Origin of the sequence: Pseudomonas sp. BT-42-2 (assembly GCF_025847435.2) — a bacterium.
In the GTDB taxonomy this organism is placed as follows: Bacteria; Pseudomonadota; Gammaproteobacteria; order Pseudomonadales; family Pseudomonadaceae; genus Aquipseudomonas; species Aquipseudomonas urmiensis.
This window is the reverse complement of the sequence record NZ_JAOYTM010000019.1, coordinates 1-18686: the sequence shown is the minus strand read 5'-3', so window position 1 is coordinate 18686 and position 18686 is coordinate 1. Positions and strand designations below refer to the sequence as shown.

Annotated in this window: 20 protein-coding genes; 15 read left to right on the top strand and 5 right to left on the bottom strand. The window is 62.0% G+C overall.

All coding sequences use genetic code 11. The features are described 5' to 3' along the window. Position 1 precedes the first annotated feature (1 nt). From OIU19_RS22140 to OIU19_RS22090, 11 genes are all read left to right on the top strand, one after another. Positions 2-991, top strand: coding sequence for a sulfate/molybdate ABC transporter ATP-binding protein (locus OIU19_RS22140; protein ID WP_186555871.1), 990 nt, complete (start codon positions 2-4; stop codon positions 989-991). Positions 992-1411: 420 nt separating this feature from the next. Beyond that, on the top strand, positions 1412-2206 hold the full coding sequence (locus tag OIU19_RS22135; protein ID WP_264236800.1) for an energy transducer TonB: 795 nt from the start codon (positions 1412-1414) through the stop codon (positions 2204-2206). A gap of 45 nt (positions 2207-2251) precedes the next feature. Next, entirely contained in the window at positions 2252-2974 is a 723-nt protein-coding gene (locus tag OIU19_RS22130) for a MotA/TolQ/ExbB proton channel family protein (RefSeq protein WP_186555873.1), read from the top strand. Between the two features lies 1 nt (position 2975). Further along, entirely contained in the window at positions 2976-3377 is a 402-nt protein-coding gene (locus tag OIU19_RS22125) for a biopolymer transporter ExbD (protein WP_186555874.1), read from the top strand. A gap of 178 nt (positions 3378-3555) precedes the next feature. Continuing rightward, positions 3556-4137, top strand: a complete 582-nt coding sequence (locus tag OIU19_RS22120; protein ID WP_264236799.1) for an alpha/beta hydrolase — start codon at positions 3556-3558, stop codon at positions 4135-4137. A 65-nt stretch (positions 4138-4202) separates the two neighbouring features. Further along, positions 4203-5150: a sigma 54-interacting transcriptional regulator gene (locus OIU19_RS22115; RefSeq protein WP_264236798.1), complete on the top strand. Its 948-nt coding sequence runs from the start codon at positions 4203-4205 to the stop codon at positions 5148-5150. Between the two features lie 183 nt (positions 5151-5333). Continuing rightward, positions 5334-6119 (top strand): MetQ/NlpA family ABC transporter substrate-binding protein, encoded by a 786-nt coding sequence (locus OIU19_RS22110; protein ID WP_186555877.1) that lies wholly within the window; start codon positions 5334-5336, stop codon positions 6117-6119. 567 nt (positions 6120-6686) lie between these two features. Continuing rightward, positions 6687-7352, top strand: a complete 666-nt coding sequence (locus tag OIU19_RS22105; RefSeq protein WP_186555878.1) for an amino acid ABC transporter permease — start codon at positions 6687-6689, stop codon at positions 7350-7352. Next, on the top strand, positions 7333-7992 hold the full coding sequence (locus OIU19_RS22100) for an amino acid ABC transporter permease (RefSeq protein WP_264236797.1): 660 nt from the start codon (positions 7333-7335) through the stop codon (positions 7990-7992). The genes OIU19_RS22105 and OIU19_RS22100 overlap by 20 nt, the downstream gene beginning before the upstream one ends. Beyond that, positions 7989-8762 carry an amino acid ABC transporter ATP-binding protein gene (locus tag OIU19_RS22095; RefSeq protein WP_264236796.1) on the top strand — a complete coding sequence of 258 codons (774 nt, stop codon included), beginning with the start codon at positions 7989-7991 and terminating at the stop codon, positions 8760-8762. Before OIU19_RS22100 ends, OIU19_RS22095 begins: the two co-directional genes overlap by 4 nt. Further along, on the top strand, positions 8759-9637 hold the full coding sequence (locus OIU19_RS22090; RefSeq protein WP_264236795.1) for a transporter substrate-binding domain-containing protein: 879 nt from the start codon (positions 8759-8761) through the stop codon (positions 9635-9637). The genes OIU19_RS22095 and OIU19_RS22090 overlap by 4 nt, the downstream gene beginning before the upstream one ends. A gap of 99 nt (positions 9638-9736) precedes the next feature. Here OIU19_RS22090 and OIU19_RS22085 read toward each other — a convergent pair whose 3' ends face one another. Both OIU19_RS22085 and OIU19_RS22080 read right to left on the bottom strand, forming a co-directional pair. Further along, positions 9737-10558, bottom strand: coding sequence for an alpha/beta fold hydrolase (locus OIU19_RS22085; protein ID WP_264236794.1), 822 nt, complete (start codon positions 10556-10558; stop codon positions 9737-9739). Positions 10559-10626: 68 nt separating this feature from the next. Further along, positions 10627-12990, bottom strand: coding sequence for a penicillin acylase family protein (locus OIU19_RS22080; RefSeq protein ID WP_264236793.1), 2364 nt, complete (start codon positions 12988-12990; stop codon positions 10627-10629). A gap of 85 nt (positions 12991-13075) precedes the next feature. Here OIU19_RS22080 and OIU19_RS22075 point away from each other — a divergent pair, with 85 nt between their 5' ends. Then, positions 13076-13627: a sugar O-acetyltransferase gene (locus OIU19_RS22075; protein WP_264236791.1), complete on the top strand. Its 552-nt coding sequence runs from the start codon at positions 13076-13078 to the stop codon at positions 13625-13627. Between the two features lie 41 nt (positions 13628-13668). Here the strand turns inward: OIU19_RS22075 and OIU19_RS22070 are convergent, their stop codons facing one another. Next, complete coding sequence (locus OIU19_RS22070) at positions 13669-14748, bottom strand: S-type pyocin domain-containing protein (RefSeq protein WP_264236790.1); 1080 nt, start codon at positions 14746-14748, stop codon at positions 13669-13671. A gap of 236 nt (positions 14749-14984) precedes the next feature. Next, positions 14985-15566 carry a DUF6436 domain-containing protein gene (locus OIU19_RS22065; protein WP_264236789.1) on the bottom strand — a complete coding sequence of 194 codons (582 nt, stop codon included), beginning with the start codon at positions 15564-15566 and terminating at the stop codon, positions 14985-14987. Between the two features lie 130 nt (positions 15567-15696). On the opposite strand from OIU19_RS22065, the gene OIU19_RS22060 reads away from it, so the two are divergent. After that, the gene (locus tag OIU19_RS22060; RefSeq protein WP_264236788.1) at positions 15697-16623 is read left to right on the top strand and encodes an alpha/beta hydrolase; all 927 of its coding nucleotides are present in this window, start codon (positions 15697-15699) and stop codon (positions 16621-16623) included. On the opposite strand, the gene OIU19_RS22055 is transcribed toward OIU19_RS22060, so the two are convergent. Next, entirely contained in the window at positions 16624-17376 is a 753-nt protein-coding gene (locus OIU19_RS22055; RefSeq protein WP_186555887.1) for a DUF2059 domain-containing protein, read from the bottom strand. Positions 17377-17496: 120 nt separating this feature from the next. On the opposite strand from OIU19_RS22055, the gene OIU19_RS22050 reads away from it, so the two are divergent. Further along, on the top strand, positions 17497-18120 hold the full coding sequence (locus OIU19_RS22050) for a 2OG-Fe(II) oxygenase (protein ID WP_264236787.1): 624 nt from the start codon (positions 17497-17499) through the stop codon (positions 18118-18120). After that, positions 18107-18610 carry a DUF523 domain-containing protein gene (locus OIU19_RS22045; RefSeq protein ID WP_264236786.1) on the top strand — a complete coding sequence of 168 codons (504 nt, stop codon included), beginning with the start codon at positions 18107-18109 and terminating at the stop codon, positions 18608-18610. Before OIU19_RS22050 ends, OIU19_RS22045 begins: the two co-directional genes overlap by 14 nt. Positions 18611-18686: the final 76 nt, after the last annotated feature.

Below are 18686 nucleotides of genomic sequence, written 5' to 3'. Positions count from 1 at the left end.
CATGTCGATCGAAGTTCGTAACGTCAGCAAGCGCTTCAACAGCTTCCAGGCCCTGGACAACATCAACCTGGATATCCACAGCGGTGAGCTGGTGGCGTTGCTCGGCCCCTCCGGCTGCGGCAAGACCACCCTGCTGCGGATCATCGCCGGCCTGGAGACGCCGGATGATGGCAGCATCGTGTTCCATGGCGAGGACGTTTCTGGGCATGACGTGCGTGATCGCAACGTCGGTTTCGTGTTCCAGCACTACGCCCTGTTCCGCCACATGAGCGTGTTCGACAACGTCGCCTTCGGCCTGCGCATGAAGCCCAAGGGCGAGCGGCCGAGCGAGAGCAAGATCGCCGAGAAGGTCCATGAGCTGTTGAACATGGTCCAGCTCGACTGGTTGGCCGACCGCTACCCCGAGCAACTGTCCGGCGGCCAGCGCCAGCGTATTGCCCTGGCTCGCGCCCTGGCGGTCGAGCCCAAGGTGCTGCTGCTCGACGAGCCGTTCGGCGCGCTGGATGCCAAGGTGCGTAAGGAGCTGCGTCGCTGGTTGGCGCGGCTGCACGAGGACATCAACCTGACCTCGGTGTTCGTGACCCACGACCAGGAAGAGGCGATGGAAGTGGCCGACCGCATCGTGGTGATGAACAAGGGTGTGATCGAGCAGATTGGCTCGCCGGGTGAGGTGTATGAGCAGCCGGCCAACGATTTTGTCTATCACTTCCTCGGTGATTCGAACCGCCTGGCGCTGAGCGAGGGTAACCACGTGCTGTTCCGCCCGCACGAGGTGTCGCTGTCGCGGCATGAGACCGAGGGCCATCATGCGGCTGAGGTGCGTGATATTCGGCCGTTGGGCGCGACCACTCGGGTGACCTTGAAAGTGGCTGGGCAGAGCGAGCTGATCGAGGCCGAGGTGGTCAAGGATCACGACAGCCTGACCGGGCTGGCGCGCGGGGAGACGTTGTTCTTCCGGCCCAAGGTTTGGCAGAAGGTGGCGGATATTTGAGCTGCCAGTTGAATACGAAACCCGGGTGAATGCCCGGGTTTTTTATTGTCTGGACCATTTTGGGGCCGCTTTGCGGCCCTTCGCGGGCGAGCCCGCTCCCACAGGCACCGCGTCGTTGTCGAGGGCGCCGCTGTACCCTGTGGGAGCGGGCTTGCCCGCGAACGAGGGCGCAGCCCTCGCAAGATCTGATGCCTTGGGTGAATATTTGAAATGCCGATAAAGCATCACTTTGCAACTGCCGCCCGCAAGCCCTTGAATTACGCGGCATGGCGGCAATAGCTAGTTTTATATATTCGATAACGATCTAGCTTTAATTTTAAACATTACTTTCAGAGATAAGCGTCTGGCGTCGATGATTCAGCCACGAGGCCCACCCAAGGAGGGCTGAAGACCTGAATCAACACCCCAGGAGTTTGATCAATGGGTAATGTCCAGTCGGCCGTCAGGGCCTACGACCAGCCATGGCGTCCGGCCCCGGGCGACCTGGTCGAGCTTGGACGGACGCTTCGCCTGCCGCTCGGCCAACTGCGCCTGCAACGCACGCCGGTCAGCGGCCTCAAGCGCCGCGACAAATGGGCCCTGGCCTTGCTGGTCGTGGCCTTGCACGGCGCCGCCGCTTACTGGGTCAGCCAGTCGCCAACCCCACCGTTGCCAGTGGTGCCGCCGCAGATTCCACCGATGACCATCGAGTTCGCCACACCGGCGCCACCGGTGGTCGAGCCGCCGCCTCCTGCGCCTGCGCCGCCAATCGTCGAGCCGCCACCGCCGCCAGTAGTCGACGAGTTGGCAGCCAAGCCGGCACCCAAGCCAGTGCCAAAACCTAAACCCAAGCCCGCGCCCAAGCCTGTGGCCAAGCCCGCGCCCAAGCCGGTCGAAACGCCGCCGCCACCCGTCGCCGCGCCCGCGCCAGTGGCGCCGCCTGCTCCAGCGCCGGTCACGCCGCCATCGGCCAACGCCGCCTACCTGAAGAACCCGGCGCCGGAGTATCCGCAGATGGCCCAGCGCCGCGGCTGGGAAGGCACCGTGCTGCTACGGGTCGAGGTACTGGCCAGCGGCAAGCCGGGGCAGATCCAGATCCAGAAGAGCAGCGGCCGCGATGCGCTGGACGCCGCCGCGTTGGCTGCGGTCAAGCGCTGGAGCTTCGTCCCCGCCAAGCAGGGTGATGTGGCCCAGGCCGGCTGGGTCAGTGTCCCGATCGATTTCAAGCTTCGTTAATACGCACCTGAACAGAACATTGGCAGAACATAGGAAGACTTCATCATGAGCCTGTTGGCATCCCCTCTCGAATCCGTAGAAAGCGCAGTCATCTGGCTGCTGGTTGGCTTCTCTGTCGTCACCTGGGGCCTGGCCTTGGTCAAGGTGGTGCAGTTCGTGCGCTTGAAGAACCAGGACAAACGCTTTCATCAGCAATTCTGGGCCGCCTCAAGCCTCGATTCAGCTGCAGAAATCAGCCATGAACTGCCCGGCCCTGCTGCCCGTGTCGCTCAGTCCGGCTACGCGGCTATCGCGGTGGGGGAGCCAGGCCATGCCAGCGACCTGAGCCAGTCGATCAACCATCAGGACCGCCTCGAACGTGCCCTGCGCCAACAGATCGTGCGCGAGCGCCGCTCGCTGGAAACCGGCTTGGCAGTGGTTGCCAGTATCGGCAGCACCTCACCGTTCATTGGCCTGTTCGGCACTGTGTGGGGGATCATGGAAGCGCTTAAAGGTATCAGTGCGGCAGGCTCGGCCAGCCTGGAAACCGTGGCCGGTCCGATCGGTGCGGCGTTGGTCGCCACGGGTGTCGGTATCGCCGTCGCCGTGCCTGCGGTGCTGGTCTACAACTACTTCCTGCGCCGGCTCAAGCTGACCGCCGCCGACCTCGATGATTTTGCCCACGACTTCTACAGCCTGGCGCAGAAGAGTGCCTTCCGCGTGCTGGTCCACCCTGCTGTGCACAAGGCCCAGACTGGTTTCACCCAGCCTGTGAAGGAGGCGTCCTGATATGGCCTTCTCGACCCAGGACAGCGACGAAGTCCTCAGTGAAATCAACGTTACGCCACTGGTCGACGTCATGCTGGTGCTGTTGGTGGTGTTCATCGTCACCGCGCCACTGCTGACCAACGCCATCCCGATCAACCTGCCCAAGACCGAGGCCGTAGCCCCGGTGGAGCAGAAGGATCCGCTGGTGGTGAGCATCGATGGCGGCGGCAAATTGTTCATCAACAAGGATGAAATCCAGCCCGACCTGCTGGAAGCCAACCTCAAGGATGCCAAGGCCAAGGATGCCGAGCTGCGCGTGCAGTTGCAGGCTGACGACGGCGTCAACTATGGCGAGGTGGCGCGGGCCATGGCGGCCATCGAGCGTGCTGGCATTACCAAGCTGGCGGTGATTACCGCGCGCTGATCGGCAAACCTTCTTCAGGCAAGTGCTTCAGGGCCATATCTCTTGGCAGGGGATGGCCCTTCTTTTTTAGCTTAAAGATGAAGATAAGTTATAAATAAATAGCTTCTTATTCCTTTACGAATATAACTCCCTCCCTATACTTGTCTGCAAGCACGCAAACTTCCAGGAGGCGTCCCCCATGCGCAATGAGTCGATTCGGTACCTGATTGTGCCGGGCTGGCAAGGATCGCCAGACAATCATTGGCAGAGTCACTGGCAACGCAGCCTGCCCAACAGCGCCAGGGTCGAGCAGCACGATTGGTTGACGCCGCTGTGCAGCGATTGGGTGCAGTCACTCGAGCAGGCGATTGGCGCCGACAGCTCGCCGGTGATTCTCATCGCCCATAGCCTGGGTTGCATCACGGTTGCCCATTGGGCGGCGCAGGCCAGCCCAGCCTTGTTGCGCCAGGTACGCGGTGCCTTGCTGGTGGCCCCGGCTGATGTCGAGCGGCCCACGTGCGCGCCGGCGCTGCGCAATTTTGCGCCGATCCCGATGCAGGCGCTGCCGTTCCCTAGCCAAGTGGTCAGCTCCGACAACGACCCGGCGGTCAACGTGCCGCGAGCGTTGTACCTGGCCCAGTCGTGGGGTGCCGAGGTTGGCCTGCTGGCCAATGCCGGGCATATCAACGTCAAGTCCGGCCATGAGCGCTGGGAGCAGGGTTTCGCTTACCTCTACCGCCTGCAGGGCCGAATCGAGCAACGCGCACTGCGCCGCGCCTGATCCGGCGGTTATCCACACAATGCCTGAGACGCCCGGCCGGTAGCGGCCCCGGGCGGGAGTTTGTCATGACTTTTCACAGCCCTTTCGGCCAGCCCCTGCTGACCTTCCCGGAACTGGATAAAAGCCCGCTGAGCATCCGCGCCAAGGCGCTGGTGTTCGTCGACCCACGTTCGCAGCAGCTGCGCCAAGACCTTGAGCGCCTGGCGCCACAGCCGTTGCCGGTGTTGATCCGTGGCGAGACCGGTACCGGTAAAGAGCTGCTGGCGCGGCAGATCCACCGGGCCAGCGACCGTGGCGGCCTGTTCGTTTCGGTCAATTGCGCGGCCATCAGCCACACCTACGCCGATGCCGAGTTATTCGGCTACAGCGCTGGCACCCACGGCGGCACCGCCAGCAGCCGCGCGGGGTGGTTTGGCTCGGCCAATGGCGGCACGCTGTATCTGGATGAAATCGCCGACCTGCCGCTGGCCATCCAGGGCAAGTTGCTCGCCGCCCTGGAAAATCGTGAAGTCACCCGCGTCGGTGCGCAGCATCCGCAGCCAGTGGATGTGCGCCTGGTCGCCGCCTCCAGCATCGATCTTGGCCTGGCGGTCCGGGCGGGGCGCTTCAATGAGCGCTTGTATCATTACCTCCATGAAGGCGAACTGGAGTTGCCGGCGTTGCGTGAGCGGGTCGGCGACATCCTGCCGTTGGCCGAGTACTTCGTCGGGATCTATAGCGTGCGCCTGGAGCGGCCGCTGCCGCTGATCAGCGAGCAAGCGCAACAGGCACTGGAAGCTCACAGCTGGCCGGGCAATACCCGTGAGCTGGAAAATGTCATTCACTTCGCGCTGCTGGTCAGCGACGGCGAGGAAATTCTCCCCGAGCATCTCGACCTGCCCGACACCGCGCCGCTGGCCAGCCTCGCTGCCCAGCTGGCACAACTGAGCAGTAGCCGCGAGCCAGAAACCGCCGCCGCCCTGCGCCAGCTGCTGGAAAACGCCCTGGCCAACCTTGAGCAACCTGCGCGCTAGAGCGGCGCGTAGCCGCTCATAAGCAAACGCGGTAATGGCAGTTTGTTTTTGGAATAAGTAGCTAAGCAAAAGATATTGTTCCGGAATAAAAAATCCCGGTATCGTCCGCCTCACGTCCACCGCAGCCTGCGCTGGGCACCCAACATTGCCATCGCCGATGGCCCAGCTTGATTAAGGATCACCATGAAGAAATCCCTGCTGACTGCGGCCCTGGCTGCTGCCCTGTCGCTGACTGGCCTGGCCCACGCGGCTGAAAAACTGGTAGTTGCCGCAACGCCGGTACCCCACGCCGAGATCCTCGAGCTGATCAAGCCGACCCTGGCCAAAGAAGGCGTCGACCTGCAGATCAAGGTCTTCACCGACTACGTTCAGCCGAACGTGCAGGTCGACCAGAAGCGTCTGGACGCCAACTACTTCCAAACCCTGCCTTACCTGCAGAACTTCAACGAAGGCAAGGGCACCCACCTGGAAACCGTGATCGGCGTGCACGTCGAACCCTTCGGCGGCTACTCGAAGAAGGTCAAGAGCCTGAGCGAGCTCAAGGAAGGCGCCACCGTTGCCATCCCTAACGAAGGGAGCAACAGCGGCCGTGCCCTGCTGCTGCTGCAGAAGGCTGGCCTGATCACCTTGAAAGATCCGAAGAACGCCCTGGCGACCCCGAAAGACATCGCCGAGAACCCGAAGAAGCTGAAGTTCCGCGAGCTGGAATCGGCCATGCTGCCGCGTGTGCTGGACCAGGTCGACCTGGACATGATCAACACCAACTACGCCCTGGAAGCTGGCCTGAACCCAGCCAAGGACGCCCTGGTGATCGAGGGTGCCGACTCGCCTTACGTGAACTTCCTAGTGGCGCGTCCTGACAACAAGGACAGCGACGCCATCCAGAAGCTGGCCAAGGCCCTGACCAGCCCAGAGGTGAAGGAATTCATCGCCAAGAAGTACAGCGGTGCGGTGCTGCCGGCGTTCTGATACGCCTGGGTCATCCCGTATGAAAAACGCCGACGCATTTGCGTCGGCGTTTTTGTTTGTGCCGGGGGTGCTGGGTTGTCAGTGCCGGCCCTATCGCGGGGCAAGCCCGCTCCCACGCGATGTTTTGAACGTTGGATTACTGCGTGGGAGCGGGCTTGCCCCGCGATAGGGCCTAACCTGACAAACAGGAATCAGCGCTGTCCAGCAAGGGCCTTGCGCAAAGCCAGCAACCACTGAAGTTGTTCGTTCGAAGTCGGGGTGCAGGGGCTGTTCATCGTTATCGTCCTTGTTGGTGTGATGGGCCGTGCAGGTCACAGTTTGAAACCTGTTTGAGGTACTTTTTCCATGAAAGATCCCAAGCTTAGGTAGGAAATTTCTGGTTAGCCCATCAAGTGATATCAATATGCAATAAGGGTATTTAGAGAAAGTTTTTTATACCTTTAGAGTCTACCCAGCGTGCTTACCCGCACCCCTTGATTTGATTGACAACGACGCCGAGTGACCCTCGCGCCGACTGGGAATGACTCCAATGCCGTACCCCTGCAACCTCGTGTCGAGGCGCCAGCCATGACCTTCGACACCGCGTTCATGCTCAGCACCTTGCCGGCGTTTTTCCAAGCCGTTGGCGTGACCTTGCAAGTCGGCCTGATCGCCATCGCCACCTCGTTGCTGGTGGCCGTGATCAACGCCACCATCCTGGTGTTTCGCACCCCCTACCTGTGGCGCCTGGTGAAGGGTTACGTGGAACTGGCGCGCAACACGCCGCTGTTGATCCAGCTGTTCTTCATCTACTTCGCCTTGCCCACCCTTGGGGTGAAGGTGTCCGGCTTTGCCGCGGCAATCATCACCATGACGTTCATGGGCGGTGCCTACCTGACCGAAGTCCTGCGTGCGGGTGTCGAGGCGGTGCCGCGCGCACAGCTGGAGTCGGGGCGCTCGATTGGTTTGTCCGAGGGCCAGCTGCTGCGCCATGTGATCCTGCCCCAGGCTGGCATCCTCAGCTTGCCGGCGCTGTTCGCCAACTTCATCTTCCTGCTCAAGGAGACCACCGTGGTCTCGGCGGTAGCGGTGCCGGAGATTCTCTACACCACCAAGAACTACATCGCCTTGTACTACAAGACTTATGAAATGCTGGCCGTGCTGACCTTGCTCTGCGTGCTGCTGTTCCTGCCGCTGTCGCTGCTGCTGCGCTATGTCGAACGGAGGCTGCAACATGGCCAGTTCGGCTCCTGAGCTGCTGCTGATCTCGCTGCCGCAACTGGCGGCTGGGGCAGGGCAAACTTTGGCTATTTCGGCCCTGGGAATTGTCTTCGCGACCTTGGGTGGGGTGCTTTATGGCGTGCTCGCCACTGTCGGCAACCGGCTGCTGAACCTGCTGTTGCAGGTGTACCTGGAACTATTCCGGGCGATCCCGGTGCTGGTCTGGTTGTACCTGGTGTTTTTCGGCCTGCCGATCTTCTTTTCCATCAGCATCCCCAGCTTCTGGTGTGCGGTGCTGGTGCTGGGCCTGTGGGGCGCCAGCGAAGTGGGGGAAGTGGTGCGCGGTGCATTGCAGTCGCTGCCGCGTGGCCAGCGTGAGGCGGGGCTGTCGATTGGCCTGGCCGGCTGGCAGTTGTATGGCTACGTGCTGCTGCCGCAGGCGCTCAAGCGCATGACCCCGCCGACCATCAACATCTACACGCGGATCATCAAGACCAGCTCGCTGGCGGTGCTGATCGGCGTGGTCGAGGTGATCAAGGCCGGCCAGCAGATCATCGAACGCACCTACGAATCGGTGCTGATCTATGGCGCGCTGTTCCTGTTCTTTTTCTTTGTCTGCTATCCGCTGTCCGCCGCCTCGCGCGCGCTGGAACGTCGCTGGGCCCACGCATGAACGCACTGATCGAATTCCAAGGCTTCAACAAATACTTTGCCGAGCAGCAGGTACTCAAAGATGTCGACCTGCAGGTTCACGCCGGCGAAGTGGTGGTAATCCTCGGCCCCAGCGGCTGCGGCAAGAGCACCTTGCTGCGTTGCCTCAATGGCCTGGAACAGGCCCACAGCGGCCACTTGCGCCTGGAAGGCCAAGAACTGCTTGCACCGGGCACCAACTGGCGCCAGGTGCGCCAACGGGTCGGCATGGTGTTCCAGAGCTATCACCTGTTCGGCCACATGAGCGTGATCGACAACCTGCTGCTTGGCCCGCTGAAGGTGCAGAAGCGCCAGCGCGGTGAAGCCCAGGCCCAGGCTGAAGCACTGCTGGCGCGGGTTGGCTTGCTGGACAAGCGCGACGCCTTCCCGCGCCAGCTGTCCGGCGGTCAGCAGCAGCGCATCGCGATCGTGCGTTCGTTGTGCATGAATCCGCAGGTGATGCTGTTCGATGAAGTCACCGCCGCGCTCGATCCGGAAATGGTCAAGGAAGTGCTGCAAGTTATCCAAGGGTTGGCCCGCGACGGCATGACCCTGCTCATCGTTACCCATGAAATGGCCTTCGCCCGCGCGGTGGCCGATCGCATCGTGTTCATGGAGGCCGGCAGGATCCTTGAACAAAGCGACCCCGAGAGCTTCTTCACCCAACCGCGAACCGCACGCGCGCAGCAGTTCCTGGAGAAATTCTCCTTCGTCGAAAGCCTGCCGAAGACATTAGAAAAGGAACTGTCATGAAAACTGCCAACCTCACCAAACTGCTGGCGCCGTTGTTCGGCCTGGCCCTGCTGGCCGGCTGCAACAAGGCTGAAGAGCCGGCCAAACCCGGCGCGGCAACCCCGGCGCCGGCCACCAGCTACCTGGAAGTGATCAAGGCCCGCGACAAGCTGATCGTCGGTGTGTTCACCGACAAACCGCCGTTCGGTTTCGTCGATGAAAGCGGCCGTTATGTGGGCTTCGATACCGATATCGGCCGGCGTCTGGCCCTTGATCTGCTGGGCGACGAGAACAAGGTGGAATTCGTCGCGGTCGAGCCGGCCAGTCGTATTCCGTTTTTGCAGAGCGACAAGGTCGACCTGATCCTGGCCAACATGACCGTGACCCCGGAGCGCAAGGAAGCGGTGGATTTCACCAATCCCAACCTGCGCGTCGCGGTGCAGGCCATCGTGGCTGACGGCAGCGCGGTGAAGAAGCTCGATGACCTGGCGGACAAGACCATCATCGTCACCACCGGGACTACCGCTGACATCTGGCTGACCAAGAACCATCCGGACTGGAAACTGCTCAAGTTCGAGAAGAACAGCGAATCGCTGCAGGCCCTGGCCAACGGCCGTGGCGATGCTTACGCCCAGGACAACCTGATTCTGTTCAGCTGGGCCAAGCAGAATCCGGGCTATCGCGTGTTGCCGGAGCTGCTGGGTGAGGAAGCGCCGATTGCGCCGGCGGTGAAGAAGGGCAACACCGAGCTGCGCGATTGGGTCAATGCCGAGCTGGCCAAGTTGGGTGAGGAGAAATTCCTGCTCAAGCTGTATGACCAGTATGTGCGTAAAGAGCTGTCTGATGACACCAAGCCTGAGAGCGTGATTGTCGAAGGCGGCAAGTGGCAGGGGTGATCGGAAAACCGGGCCGCTTCGCGGCCCACTTTCAAAGTGCAGGTCAGCGCGGTTTTCGACACACACCGAGCGTTGCGAGAAAACCTTCAGGTCGCTGAATCAGAAGCTATTGCGGGGCAACCAGTTCAAGAGAAACGCATTGACGGCTTCAGGGTTCTCCAGGTTGGAGATATGCCCCGCCTGGGGTATGAGCGCGGCCAGGCAATTGATCGATCTTGCCATTTCGTTGGCCTCCGTAGGGGGGCGCGGGGTGTCCTGATCGCCACACAGAATGATGGTGCGTTCTGCCGGCAGCTCGCTCAACCGTGGTAACCAAGAGGGGCGACCAAATATCAATCGGCCGATAGGAACGAGGCTACTGTGTAGCGCTTGTGCGCTGCGCCCCTTGAGCTGGGCGCGAAACCGCTCGCGAATTGAGGGCACGGTCTGTCCACCGGCATGAAAGAAGATCGGCACAATCGTGTCCAGCAGTTGATCGCTGAATTCTCCCGCCGCATTGGCCGCTTCCAGCAGCGCAAAGTACTGCTGACGTGTGGTTTCAGGCTCGGCGCCCAGGTAGGTATCCATCAGCACTAAACGATCAACCCGTTCGGGTTGCTCGATTGCCAATGGAGCACCCCACATCCCACCCACCGACAAACCGACCAAATGGCACTTGGAAATGTTCAGCGCGTCGAGAAATGCCAAGTGCTGGCGCACCAGTGCATTCATGTCCACGGTAGTTGATGGTGGTGTGTCGGAGTCGCCGTGCCCCCAGAGCTCAGGAACCAGCACCCGGAAATGCTTTGAAAGCGCTTCGATCTGTGGCTGCCACATGTCTGCAGACCACAAATAACTGTGGCCAAGTAGCACTGGGAAGCCATGGCCCTGATCGATGTAGCTCATCCTTGCGCCATCGATTTCAATGAATTGCTTGTGCATGCACTATTCCGTTGTTCGCTGGGAGGTGGGTTAGCTTGCTAGCGTTTAGAGCAGTCGATACCCGTTACTCACTTAGTAGGCACCAGTCGAAGCGTGCTCTGTGCGGGGACAATTCCCATCTTTGCCCGGAAATATCTCCCCTCAATGTAGGACTCGGCCTGATCAGCATAATGCTTGTCGAACGGCACTCCACTTTGCCCCACTGGGTTGATACTTACTGCCTGCCCCGCATCGGCAAAATCCACCACCCGCCGTGTCGACGGTCCATAAGTCACCGGCCAAGGCGCCGGACCAATCTTCGCCGACAAATTGTTCGGCACCTCATGGCTGCCCGGTGCGGCAAACGGCCCGACGTTGAACAACAGATTCAGCGGTTTTTTCACCCCCAGCGGATGGCCGTGCGTCAGGGTGTGGGCCTTGCCCCACTGCCAGTTGGCCGGGTCCTTGCCGAAGGTCTCACGCAAGTGCGCCAGGCTTTTGCCCCAGGCCTGACGAACGATGGCAACGCGGTCGGTACGCTGGTTGGCGCCGCGCTGATTCCACCAGGGCGAGTCGGCATCGGCGGCCAGGCGCGGCAAGGCGGCGTCGATGGCGCGGGTGCTGATCAGCACCGGGAACCAGCTGTCGCCCAGCTCATCATGCAACGCTGCATACGCGAGTTCGTAAAGGAACTGGTTGAACAGCGTGGCGCTGGTTGAATCCAGCGGGTAGTCGCCGCGCCAAGCGGCCAGCTGTTCAACCAGCTCCTTCTCCTGATCGCCCTGGGCAACGCTGCGCAGGGTCGCCAGCAGTGGCGCTAGAGTGCGCGGGCCATAGTCGTTGGCGGTGTCCAGTTGCAGTGCCTGGCTATTCTCCACGTCCCACTTCACCTCAGGGTTGGCCAGGTGACGGTCGAGTTGGCGGCCGCGGTCGGCCAGGTTGTAGTAGCCGGGCACTGGCACGGCGGCAGGTGGCTGGTAGTTGGCCGAGACGATGTAGCCGCTCGCCGGGTTTTCCTGTTGCGGGTTGACGCTGAAGGGGTAGAAACCAAGCTTCTGTGCCTGACCGCTGCTGCCGTCGAGAATGAACGCCGGGTTGACCCCATCGGGACGGATCGGCAGTTGCGCTGCCGCCCACCAACCGATATCGCCGCGGGCGTTGGCCCATACCAGATTGAGCCCTGGTGACTGGATCTTCACCGCCGCCAAACGCATCTTGCCCAGGGTATCGGCCCGGTTGAGCTGGTAGAAGCCTTCAAGCACCGGGTTTTCCGTTTCCAGGAAGGCCCACCACATGGCGATTGGAGCAGGTCCGGCGTTTTCGCCCAGCACGGTATTGACGATCGGGCCGTGGGGCGAGCGACGCAAGGTGATATCCACCGGTGCCTCACCTTTGACCGCGATCTGCTGCTGGGTCTGCTGCAGCGTTTGCCACTGGCCGTCGATCATGACTTGTTCGGCATTGGCCGGATTGGCCTTCTCGGCGATCAGGTCGACGTCGTCGTTCTGGAACATGGTCAGGCTCCAGCCAAAGTCGCGATTGTGGCCCAGCAGCGCGAAGGGGTTTAGCGCCTGGAAATAGCCATACAAGTTGAAGCCTGGGGCAGAGAGCTCGGCTTCATACCACACCGCTGGCACGGCGAAACCGATGTGGGGGTCGCCCGCTAGCAGCGTCCTGCCGCTGCGCGTGCGGCTGCCTGATATGGCCCAGGCATTACTGCCCTCGAACTGCGGGATGCCTAACTCGCCCAGCGCGTCGTGACTGAGCCGCGCCAACTGCTCCAGGCTGCGCCAATCGGCACTGGCCAGGGGCGTTGCGAGGGCGCCGTCGGGCTGCCAGTCAAGGTCGAAGATCTTCAGGTACTCAGGACCGAGCTGGTCGCGAATGTAGGTCAGTGCAGGCTCGGTGCGAAACGCCGCGGCAAAGCTATAGGCCAGGTAGCCGGCGATGCTCAGGGTGTCTTCGGCGGTGAAGGGGCGTGCAGGGATGCCTAGGATGTCGAACTCCATGGGTTTGGGGTGGCTGGCCTGCCATTGGTTGACCCCATCCAGATAGGCTTGCAGGCCCTTCCAGGCCGGGCCTTGACGGTCCTGGCGCTGGACCATGCGTTCAGCCTGCTCGCGAATACGCAGGCTGCGAAACAGGGTGTCGGTGGGCAGCAATTTGCTGCCCAGCACTTCGGCCAGTTCACCCCGCGCCAGGCGGCGCATGATCTCCATCTGGAACAGCCGGTCCTGGGCATGCACATAGCCCAGTGCGCGGTACAGGTCGGTTTCATTCTGCGCTTGCAGGTGCGGTACGCCGCGGGCGTCATAGCGCACGCTGACCGGCGCTTGCAGGCCGCTGATCACCACTTCGCCGGTGCGCTGCGGTTGCTTGCCCTGTACGTACCAGTAACCGGCGCCAGCGGCCACGGCGATGACGATGGCCAACACGCTCAGGCTGCGTTTCATCAAGACTCCTTGTGCATTCGGGGGCAAACTGTGGTCCGATCATCGACGGATTCGCGATCAGAGAATAGTCCCGAAAGGAGTTTCCATGTCCCTAAGCGAAAAACAGAAAATGCTCAGCGGTCAGCTCTACCACGCCAGCTGCCCCGAGCTACAGGCGGAGCAGATCGCCAACAAACACTGGATGCAGCGCTACAACAACAGCGCCGAGCTGCTCAACGACGGTAGGCATGCATTGCTGGTCGAACACTTTGCCGGTGTTGGCGAAGGGGTGGTTATCCGCCCGCCGTTCTTCTGCGACTACGGCTACAACATCAGCGTGGGTGCGAACACCTTCATGAACTTCAACTGCGTGATCCTCGACGTCCTGCCGGTGCGCATCGGCAACGACTGCCAGATCGCCCCCAGTGTGCAGATCTACACTGCCGATCACCCTATGGACCCTGAAGTGCGCCGCACCGGGCTGGAAAGCGGACGGCCGGTGACCATTGGCAATAATGTCTGGATTGGCGGCGGGGCGATCATCCTGCCGGGCGTGACCATTGGCGACAATGCCGTGGTCGGAGCTGGCAGCGTGGTGACCCGTGATGTACCGGCGGGGGCGACGGTCGTAGGCAATCCGGCGCGGGTGCGCGGCTGAAGCTAAGAGCCCTGCGGTGTCGGCCGCAGGGCTGCGAGGGGCTACAGCTGATTGCGCAGGATCAGATAGATCGGCGCCAGCCCCGAGTCGGCAGGGAAGGTGATGACGTAGTCATCGATCTGCGCTTCGCTCGTTGGCAGCACCCTGCGAATATCCGGCTCGCGAGGCACGCTGATGCTACCTGGGAAGTGGGTTTGCACCTCCTCGTCGATTGGCGGCGGTGCGATGGCGTTGCCGGTCTCGGGATCGATGGTCGGCAGGCTGGACGGTGGTGTGGTCGGGTGCCACCGAACGCTAGCCAAGCCTGGGCCTTCGCTGTTGAAGCGATAGGCGCCCAGGTCAGCATCCCACAGGGCCTGGCGTACACGCACATCGCGCGTGTTGCCGGTAGCTACCAGTGCCACCTCAGTCTGTTCGGCAACTGCTGCAACCTGCATGTGCAACTGCAGAGCCAGGGTTTGGTCGATCAGCTGGTTAGCTTGTTGGGCAAGGTTTGTGCCTGGGGTCATGTATGACAGCGGTACGCTGATGCCCATGCGCCCACCATCGCCCAGTCGCGCCGAGTAGCGCATCAAGGTTGCCTGCCTGTCATTGGTATCTAGCGCTTGCTCTCGAAGGCGCGGGGCAAGGCTTTGCAGCGACTCAGCGAGGCGCCCCCAAACCGATTCGAAGTGGGCGATGCCGCCACGCGAGGTTGCCAGCACCAATGCATGAGAGGTGCTGGCAGTCCAGGCATTGAAGGTGACGGAGCTGCTTAGCGTGGCGAGTGAGGCCTGCTGGTCGAATGCACTATTGATAGCCCGTGCAGCCATGGTTTGCAGCGCGTCCGCCATTTCGCTCTCGTTTGGCCATGCGCTCAGATGATTGTCGAGGACGTTGGTGATTCGGGCTCTGAGTTCCGTGAGCTCCTGCCTGCGATCGTTCGGCAACGGACGCCGTTGCAGACGCAAGGCTAAATCGATGCTGGCGGGTTCACTCTGCAATAGTTGCGCGCGCAACGCAGTTTGGAACGCTAGTTCACGCAGGCTGGTGCGGGCCTTGATCAGGTCGGAGATTTGCCGCTCGGGCTCGCCAGCGAAGTGAGCGGGGTCGTCGAGGGATCTGAGCAGGTTCGCCAACATTGAACGGGCGTCTATGTATTGCTTCTGAGTGGCAACCAGTTGCTGGAGCTTTTGGTTGCTCTGCTCAAATTGCCGGTTGATTCGAGACTGCTGTCTTTCGTTTTGATTTGCCCGAGACCGATCCTGGTTTGCACTGGCGGGGGACAGGTTGCTGAAGCGTTGGCTAGCCATACAGTTCTCCTCGTTTTGGAGATTCCTAAGCTAGGTCTGCCTTGAGCCGCTAATGCGGTACATATTTATTGCGTCGGCGCTATTTGCCAGGGGCAATAACACCCTATGGCCAAGGTGTTGGAGGCCTGTATTTGGCGGCCTTCCAGCAGCGCCTTGAGGATCGGCTCGATGAAACTGTTACTGGAATTGCACACCGCCCCTTCGCTGTAAGGGCCGAAATAGGCCAGCCGCCCTTGACGGTCCCAGATGGCCACGGCGGGGCTGGCGGGTAGTTGCTCGTTGCCTGGGAGGTTGGCAATCAACTGCAGACGAGCAAGGTCGGCGGGCAGCTGACCCTGGCTGCCCGGCCTTTGCACGAGATGAAAGTTGACCCCCAGCGGTGTGAAATGCTCGATCAGTTCGCTCAGGTGCTGCTGGTTGCCGACGTTGCACGGGCAGGCCGGATCCCAGAAGTGCACCACGCGAATCGGTCCAGGTCCGGCGAGTTCGGCGGGCAGGCGTAGCGGGCTGCCGTCGAACAGGGTGGTTTGATTGTCGAAGGGGCGCAGGTAGCGGGATTGGAAGCTGTCGTAGGCCCACCACACAACGGCGGCGCAGAGTAGTGCCGTGAGCGTGCCCAGCAGCATCTTGATGGATCGTGTCGGCATGGGTTGTCCGTAGACCAGTGGCCGCCGCAGAACCCTGTAGGAGCGGTGGTATCTGTTAAGGGGCGCTCAGCTTGCCATGTCGCGAGCATAAGCTGAATATCACAGGTCAATATCGCTGTGGATTTACCCCATGCCCGCTTCACTGCATCCCGACCTGCTGCGTGCCAGTCTGGCCCCCTTGACCGAGCGCCATCCGTTATCGACGCAGGCCTTGGAGTATCAGCGCTTCTATGGCCTGGACCTGCCGGTGCAGAGCTGGTTGGGGGGCTTCAATGCCGGAGGCTTCGAACTGGTCGGGCAGGTCTGGCTGCCGCTGCAACCGGTGGCGACGCTGTTGCTGCTGCACGGCTACTACGACCATATGGGGCTGTATCGCCACGTGATCGAATGGGCACTGGGCCAGGGCTACGCGGTGATCAGTTGCGACCTGCCAGGGCACGGGCTATCGAGCGGCGAGCGGGCCAGCATCACTGATTTTGCCCTCTACCAGCAGACCTTGGACGCCTTGTTCGAGCAAGCGCGGGGCCTTGATCTGCCCCGGCCTTGGCACTTGTGCGGGCAGAGTACCGGCGGCGCGATTGCGGTCGATCATTTGCTCTACAGCGGCGAGCGCAGCCCGGTGGATGGTCAGGTCATCCTGCTGGCGCCGCTGGTACGTCCACAGTCCTGGCGCTGGTCGAAGCTCAGTTATCGGGTGCTGCGTCACTTCGTCAACGGCATCGAGCGGCGTTTCAGCGAAAACAGCAACGACCCGGCGTTCCTGCCATTTCTGCAAGCCGACCCGCTGCAGCCTCGCCGTCTGCCCACGGCCTGGGTCGGGGCGCTGATGGCTTGGGTCAAACGCATCGAGGCCGCGCCGCGCAGTGCGCGGCGGCCGTTGATCGTGCAAGGGGAGGCCGATGGTACGGTCGACTGGCCCTACAACCTCAAGGTGCTCAAGGCCAAGTTCGCTGAGCCGCAAATCCTGATGCTGCCTGAGGCGCGGCATCATCTGGCCAACGAGCTGCCGGCCATTCGTCAGCGCTACTTCGACTTCATCGATCAGCGCCTTGGCTGATCACTTGAGGTCGTTGGCGCTCTGGCCGACCGCCAGGCCAGCGCGTACTGCGGCCAGCGCGGCCTTGTAGTAGGCCTGGCCCTCTGCCGATTCGGCGAAGGTCGAGAACTGTTCCAGCTCGGCATCGCTCAGGTCGCGGTAAACGTACAGCAGGGTGTTGTTGAGGTCTTCGCCGATCTGGTTCATCAGCCGCTGGCGCTGGCCGTCGAGCAGGCCCTGGGCTTGCCCTGCGCCAAATAGGCCGGGAATCATCGAGCTCAGGCTGTCGGCGGCGACCCCGGCAATCGCCAGGCTGACTTCAGCGCCGGCTTCGCGGGCCGGCAGGGCCTGGGCCAGGTGGCCGATGATCAACTGACGAGTGTCACTGGCCTGGATCTTCGGCAGGCCCTTGGCGTTTTTCGCCAACTGGTCCTTGCGTGTGGCCAGCAGCTCGGCGGCCACCACCTTGCGCCCCAGCGGCGACTGGAAGAAGGCCAGGGCGGGCGCCGGATTGCTCAGGTTGCTGCGCAGCTGGGCCTGGGCCCGTTGGTCCATGGCCTGGGCCTGGAAGCGTTGGTTGCTGTTGCTCACCAACGCCTGGTAAACCGCAGGCGGCAGGCTATTGCGGTAGCGCTGTTGGGCGGCGCTCACGGCATCGGTGAAATGGGCGCGCTGGTCGGGCCAGCCGGCGGCCTTGTACAGCTGATCGAGGGTGTCTGCCCAGACAGGCATGGTGCAGATCATCAGCAAGAGCAGGGAAAACAAACGGCGCATTCAGGACTCCTGTCGGCAGTGCGCTATTGTCCGTGGCGTGGCGTGAGTTTGTCGAGACGCAATGACGAACGTCAGCCAAGTGGCGCTGGAGGGGGGCTGGGCGAATGGATATGATGCGCCATGCACAATACTCTCGAATCTCCCATGCTGTCGGCTGTTGTCGATGACCTGGCCACCCGTGGCTGGTCTGAGCAGGCCAACTTCCTGCCTGCCGACCTGGTTCGCGCACTGGCGACCGAATGCCGACGCCGCGCTGCCGAAGGCGAACTCAACCCCGCCGGGGTTGGGCGCGGCGCTGCCCAAGAGGTTCGCGAGGCGATCCGTGGCGATCACATCTTATGGCTCGACCCGGGCGAGTCTGACGTCTGCGATCAGTATCTCGATGCCATGGATGAGCTGCGCCTGGCGATCAACCAGGGGTTGTTCATCGGTCTTGAGGACTATGAGTGCCACTTCGCCCTGTATCCACCAGGGGCCTTCTACCGCCGGCACCTGGACCGCTTCCGTGATGACGATCGACGGGCGGTCTCGGCGGTGTTTTACCTCAATGAAAACTGGCAGCCCGGCGATGGTGGGGAGCTGCGCATGTTCCTTGCCGATGAGGTCGTGCGCGATGTGCAGCCTACGGCGGGCACCCTGGTGGTGTTCCTTTCCGGGGATATCCCCCACGAAGTATTGGCAGCCAGGCGAGATCGACTGTCCTTGACCGGCTGGTTCCGGCGACGTGGCAATGAGCCGTTCTGAGTGCGCCAAGGTGCTGGTCAGCGCTTGCCTGCTCGGCCAGCCGGTTCGCTATGACGGACGCGCCAGCGGCCATCCGGATTTGCTGCAACGCTGGCAGGCCGAGGGCCGGGTAGTGCCGTTGTGTCCAGAGGTGGCCGGTGGTTTGCCGACCCCGCGTCCGCCGGCGGAGATTCCGGGCGGGCAGGGCGCGCAGGTACTTGCCGGTCAGGCGCGAGTGATCGCGGTGTCGGGTGAGGATGTCAGCGAGGCGTTTCTGGCGGGTGCTCAGCTGGCCCTGGCGTTGGTTCGACGGCATGGCATCCGGGTGGCGGTGCTCAAGTCTGGCAGCCCTTCGTGCGGTAACCGATTGACCTACGATGGCAGCTTCAGTGGGGTGAAGGTGCCGGGCGAAGGGGTGACCACCGCGCTGCTGCGGCGCGAGGGAGTGTTGGTGTTCAATGAGATGGAACTGGATCAGGCAGAGCAGGCTGTTCAGACATTAACGCGCTGAAGGTGCCGGCCTCATCGCGGGGCAAGCCCGCTCCCACGAATGAGGGCCCACTGCTGACAGCGTGGGAGCGGGCTTG

What these genes read in the sequence shown, in the direction of transcription:
- OIU19_RS22140 (WP_186555871.1), top strand. Translation starts at nt 2, where the DNA reads ATGTCGATCGAAGTTCGTAACGTCAGCAAGCGCTTCAACAGCTTCCAG.
- OIU19_RS22135 (WP_264236800.1), top strand. Translation starts at nt 1,412, where the DNA reads ATGGGTAATGTCCAGTCGGCCGTCAGGGCCTACGACCAGCCATGGCGT.
- OIU19_RS22130 (WP_186555873.1), top strand. Translation starts at nt 2,252, where the DNA reads ATGAGCCTGTTGGCATCCCCTCTCGAATCCGTAGAAAGCGCAGTCATC.
- OIU19_RS22125 (WP_186555874.1), top strand. Translation starts at nt 2,976, where the DNA reads ATGGCCTTCTCGACCCAGGACAGCGACGAAGTCCTCAGTGAAATCAAC.
- OIU19_RS22120 (WP_264236799.1), top strand. Translation starts at nt 3,556, where the DNA reads ATGCGCAATGAGTCGATTCGGTACCTGATTGTGCCGGGCTGGCAAGGA.
- OIU19_RS22115 (WP_264236798.1), top strand. Translation starts at nt 4,203, where the DNA reads ATGACTTTTCACAGCCCTTTCGGCCAGCCCCTGCTGACCTTCCCGGAA.
- OIU19_RS22110 (WP_186555877.1), top strand. Translation starts at nt 5,334, where the DNA reads ATGAAGAAATCCCTGCTGACTGCGGCCCTGGCTGCTGCCCTGTCGCTG.
- OIU19_RS22105 (WP_186555878.1), top strand. Translation starts at nt 6,687, where the DNA reads ATGACCTTCGACACCGCGTTCATGCTCAGCACCTTGCCGGCGTTTTTC.
- OIU19_RS22100 (WP_264236797.1), top strand. Translation starts at nt 7,333, where the DNA reads ATGGCCAGTTCGGCTCCTGAGCTGCTGCTGATCTCGCTGCCGCAACTG.
- OIU19_RS22095 (WP_264236796.1), top strand. Translation starts at nt 7,989, where the DNA reads ATGAACGCACTGATCGAATTCCAAGGCTTCAACAAATACTTTGCCGAG.
- OIU19_RS22090 (WP_264236795.1), top strand. Translation starts at nt 8,759, where the DNA reads ATGAAAACTGCCAACCTCACCAAACTGCTGGCGCCGTTGTTCGGCCTG.
- OIU19_RS22085 (WP_264236794.1), bottom strand. Translation starts at nt 10,558, where the DNA reads ATGCACAAGCAATTCATTGAAATCGATGGCGCAAGGATGAGCTACATC.
- OIU19_RS22080 (WP_264236793.1), bottom strand. Translation starts at nt 12,990, where the DNA reads ATGAAACGCAGCCTGAGCGTGTTGGCCATCGTCATCGCCGTGGCCGCT.
- OIU19_RS22075 (WP_264236791.1), top strand. Translation starts at nt 13,076, where the DNA reads ATGTCCCTAAGCGAAAAACAGAAAATGCTCAGCGGTCAGCTCTACCAC.
- OIU19_RS22070 (WP_264236790.1), bottom strand. Translation starts at nt 14,748, where the DNA reads ATGTTGGCGAACCTGCTCAGATCCCTCGACGACCCCGCTCACTTCGCT.
- OIU19_RS22065 (WP_264236789.1), bottom strand. Translation starts at nt 15,566, where the DNA reads ATGCCGACACGATCCATCAAGATGCTGCTGGGCACGCTCACGGCACTA.
- OIU19_RS22060 (WP_264236788.1), top strand. Translation starts at nt 15,697, where the DNA reads ATGCCCGCTTCACTGCATCCCGACCTGCTGCGTGCCAGTCTGGCCCCC.
- OIU19_RS22055 (WP_186555887.1), bottom strand. Translation starts at nt 17,376, where the DNA reads ATGCGCCGTTTGTTTTCCCTGCTCTTGCTGATGATCTGCACCATGCCT.
- OIU19_RS22050 (WP_264236787.1), top strand. Translation starts at nt 17,497, where the DNA reads ATGCACAATACTCTCGAATCTCCCATGCTGTCGGCTGTTGTCGATGAC.
- OIU19_RS22045 (WP_264236786.1), top strand. Translation starts at nt 18,107, where the DNA reads ATGAGCCGTTCTGAGTGCGCCAAGGTGCTGGTCAGCGCTTGCCTGCTC.